The organism is Anaerotignum sp., from assembly GCF_017483025.1.
Classification (GTDB): Bacteria; Bacillota; Clostridia; order Lachnospirales; family Anaerotignaceae; genus Anaerotignum_A.
Genome location: NZ_JAFUMA010000006.1, coordinates 1 through 4,711 on the forward strand (window position 1 = coordinate 1; position 4,711 = coordinate 4,711).

Below are 4,711 nucleotides of genomic sequence, written 5' to 3' on the forward strand. Positions count from 1 at the left end.
GTAGGTGTATGTCAGGTCTTCTGCAGTATAGATCAGCTCATCTCTTGTGTCAGGTCTGGTGACAACGGGAGTGCCAGTGTAGCCTGTTTTTGCTGTGCCGTCGTATTCGTATTCGGCAACGCCTGTCAGACCGTTGATATTGACGGGGATGATATTTACGATATTGAATCGCAGTTCTACAGAAATTGGTTCATAGCCATTACCAAAGGAGATAGTCAGGTCGAACACTTCTGTGGAGGCGGGGGAGGGCTTTGTGTAATAGAACAGATCGCCGTCAGGCATCAGATAAATGCTCTGCATAGTGTTTGTTACACGGCTGTCAGTAAATGCGCCGTGGGTATCGTTGGCAATCGTTGTAAACACAGGTTTCAGGTCGGGATATGCTTCTGCAAAACTGTCATTCAGGAAAATGTCTGCAGAAATATAACCGAACTGATCTTTCTGTGCATAAACATATTTGAAAGTTTCATAATATTCCGCAGGGATAGTCAGTTTTGTGTATGTATCCGTATAACTTTCGCCGCAGGGACATTCATGAATGGTGTAGCCCTGTTCTGTAGAAGTAGGGGGAATGATTGTATCTTCATAGGCGTGCTTTTCAGAAACCAGTGTATAACCTGCCCATGTTTTATTTTCTGCGTCATATCTGTCGCTTGTAAGCCATCCATCTTTGCTGCAGTCATAATACCATGTTACATCATCTCTGAAACTGGAAAGGGTATTTGAAAGCATGATACCTTTATCTGTAACAGAAGAAGGAGCAGAACCTTTGAAGTGTACTTCTTTCAGGCTGGAACAGTTCCAGAATGCGCCATCTGCAAAAGAGGGGCTATCAGCTTCAATTGTGATAGAGGTCAAACCACTTGTGAATGCCTGTGTACCAAAATAACTGCTTGCTCCCAGTTCCAGTTCTGTAACAGGACTGCCGTTAAAAGCACCTTCGCACAGACTGCAGCCATCACCAAGGTCAACCGTTACCAGGTTATTGCAGCTTGCAAATGCATAATCTTCGATGGATGTTACGCTATCTGGGATAGTTACGCTTGTAAGGCCATCGTGGTTGTAAAAAGCGCAGTAGCCGATTTCAGTAATGCCGTCGGGGAAGACAATGGAAGTGATGCTGTCTTTGTAAGCCAGCCAAGGGGAGTAATCCTCATATTCATCATCTTCATCATAGGTATACATTGGTCCTGTACCACTGATGGTCAGGGTACCTGTTGTATTATCGAATTCCCATGTCAGGTTTTCGCCGCATTGACCGCTGGTAGGAATCACATAGTGGATGGTAGCATTAGTCAGACACTCGTTGTTTGTACCAATTGTGATGGCATTCCATTCTGTTTCTGTACCACCGTAGTAAACATCTTCCAGGGCATTGCATTCCCAAAATGCCGCATCACCGATGGTTGTCACACTGATGGGAATGGTGATTTCTGTCAGTGCATAGCAGCAGCCAAAAGCGCCTTCACCAATGCTGGTCACATCGTCAGGAATGGTAATCTTTGTCATAGCATAACAGTCACAAAATGCATAAATTCCAATGCTGGTCATGCCATCAGGAATGGTAATTTCTGTCAGTACTTCACAGCCCTGAAAAATTTGGTCGCCAATGGATGTGAGTCCATCAGGCAGTGTGATGTCTTCCAAAGCATTACAACTCATAAAAGCACCTTTGCCTATGGATGTTACACTATCGGAGATAGTAACTTCTTTTAAGTTATTGCAATCCAGAAATGCAAAGCTCCCGATGCGGGTCACGCCATCTTCGATCACAACAGAAGTGATTTCTTCGGTATAATCAGACCAAGGGACATAGGTGGAAAAATCTGCATCCATATCCCCTGTACCTTTGATAGTCAGGGTGCCAGTTGCAGTATCGAATTCCCATGTCAGGTTTTCACCGCAGGTGCCGCTGGGATTAGAAGCTGTTTCGTTTGCAACCACAGTTGCGACCTTTTTGGTAACAGGATGATAGCCATCCATGCTGGCAGTCATCGTTGCTTTTGTGCCTTCTGTCAGGGAAGCATCTGCAATGATGGTCAGTTCTTCCAGATCGAAGCCAAAACCGGGATCTTTAGGAGCCAGAACAACGATCTCATTTTTACTCCAGCTGTCTGTCTGGATAGGGGTTCTGTCGTGGTCGTGGAAATCATCATTCTCGATGAAGAAGAAGCCTTCGCTGAGTGTCAGCGTTACTTTGTCACCTACGGTAAATTCAGTACCTTTGTCTACACCAAGAACTTCAAAAGAAGCCTGTCCGCCTGCTGTGATTTCAACAGGTTCCACATTCAGATAAAGTCTGTCTTCTGCTTCCACTGTGACCATACCAACAGTTTCCTGTGTTTCTGAACAGTCATCTGCATTGACAGTCAGGATGGCTTCTGTGCGTCTTTCCAGACCAACTTCTGCTGCAATGGTCAGACCGATCAGATCGAACCCGTTGCCGGGGTCTTCGGGAGCAGTGATGACCATCTGGGTGTCGCTCAGCAGTTCATAGGCAATGACTGTGCCGTTTTCATCTGTAAATGTCTGCCCTGCGGGGAAGGTGAAGCCTTCATTCAGTGTCAGGATGACTTTTTCGCCGGCTTCAAATTCGAAGTATTTCATGATACACATTTCTTCGAAAGCAGTCGCTTCGCCGGCTGTCAGGTCGATTTCTTCAAAATCCAGCCATACCTGATCAACGATTTCGCTGACAACGGTAGCAATGGTAGCTGTAGTGGAAGTGTATCCATCCATGGATACGGTCATGTGTACTTTTGTATCCACTTCTGCTTCTGTATCGGCGGCGATGGTCAGACCATCGAGACCGAACGCGCCGTCAATGTCAGAAGGTGCAAGGATTACCAGTGTATTATCTTCCAGACTCTGGATGGTGATGAGATTGCCTACATCATAGATGGACATACCATCTACAAAGGAGAAACCATCTTCCAGTGTCAGAGTTACTTCTTCTCCTGCAGTGAAAGGAATATTGCTTTCTACCAGCATGGAATCAAAAACTGCAGTAGCGCCGGGAAGGATCTGTTGGGGTTCTTCTACCGTCAGATCCAGTTCAGCTGCACCTGCAACGGTAGCAACCACTGTTGTATAGGAATCGCAGCCATCTGCGGTGACGGTGATGTTCACTTTATCGCCGTCTTCTGCAGAAGCATCAGCGGCGATGGTAAGGCCTGTCAGATCAAAGCCGTTGCCGGGATCTTCAGGGGCGGTAATGATCATCTGCGTTCCGTCGGTGTTCAGGGTATAGGCGATGATCGTGTCTTCGCCGTCCATCAGGGTTTGTCCTGCGGGGAAAGTGAAGCCGTCATTCAGTGTCAGAGTGACTGTTTCGCCTGCTTCAAATTCGAAATATTTCATGATACACATATCTTCGAAGGAAGCCTGATCTCCTGCAGGGATCTCGATTTTTTCGTAATCCAGCCATACTTTATCAACGATCACGCTGACAACTGTAGCAATGGTATCTTTGGCAATGCTACAGTTTTCTGCAGAAGCTTTCAGTATTGCGTTATCACCAACAGAGACGCTGGAATCTGCGCCAATGATGAGGCCGCCTAAAAGGATTTCATATTCCGTGTTGGCAGGGGCGAGGATCACCATTTCCTGATTGGAGAAGCTTTGAACAGTGATGGTGACTTCGTTGTCATCTACTTCATCATAGAGAGGACTATTTACAAAGTAGAAGCCATCATTCAAAGTCAGTGTGATTTCTTCTCCTGCAGTAAAAGGAACTGTTCTTTCAATCCATAAAGAGTCGAAATCCGTTGTGTTTCCTGCAAGAACCTGACGGGGTTCTTCTACTTCAAAAGATAATTTGTATGTTGTTGTTTCTGAGGATACTTGGCCGACTGTCTGGCTGACAGATGTATATCCATCCATAGACAGGGTCAGGATTGCCTTTGTGCCTTCTTCTAGGTCGGCATCAGCATAGATAGTTATACCGATCAAATCAAAGCCATTGCCGGGATCTTCGGGGGCTGTAACCACCAGTTTTGTATCACTGAGCCATTCATAGGAAATGACAGCGTCACCGTCGATCATGGTTTGCTTTTACGGGAAGGAGAAGCCGTCGCTCAACGTCAGTGTCAGTTTGTCACCTGCGGTGAATTCTGCTGTGTTCATCAGACCGAATTCTGCGAAGGAGGCACTACCTCCTGCAGGAATATTAATAGGGGACACCTTCAGGGAAAGTTCAGCAGATTCATCTGCTTCCGCATAGTGGATGGTGGCATTGGTCAGGTCATCATTGCTGATACCAATATCGATTGCCTCCCAGCTGGAAGGAGAGCCGCCGTAGTACACATCGCTGAAAGCGGTACATCCATAAAACATTCCAGTACCGATATAAGTCAAGTTTGTAGAAAATGTGATGGATTTCAGGTTGGGACAGCAGCGAAAAGCTCCAGCATAAAGTGTAGTTACGCTGTCGGGCAGAACAACGTCTGTCATGGCGGCATATTCAAATGCATAAGAACCAATGACTTTCAGATTTTCAGACCATGTGATATTCTGCAGGGCAGTACAGTCTTCGAAAGCCTCGGAACCAATAGAAGTAACAGAATCTGCCATAATCAGTGTTGTCAGATTCACATATTCACCTTTTGTGCCGCCATCACAGGAGAAAGCATAATCTCCGATAGAAGTAATGCCGCCTTCAATGACGATGGTTTTGATATTGGCTACATGATCTGTATACCATACGGCAGTA

At 46.0% G+C, this 4,711-nt stretch carries 2 protein-coding genes; both read right to left on the reverse strand.

What is annotated here, in order from left to right; translation table 11 throughout:
• The coding region (locus IJ369_RS00225; RefSeq protein ID WP_290714560.1) for a leucine-rich repeat domain-containing protein at positions 1-4,044 on the reverse strand (4,044 nt) is incomplete at its 3' end.
• A gap of 9 nt (positions 4,045-4,053) precedes the next feature.
• Positions 4,054-4,711 (reverse strand): leucine-rich repeat protein (locus IJ369_RS00230; RefSeq protein ID WP_290714563.1); only part of this gene is annotated, 658 nt, incomplete at its 5' end.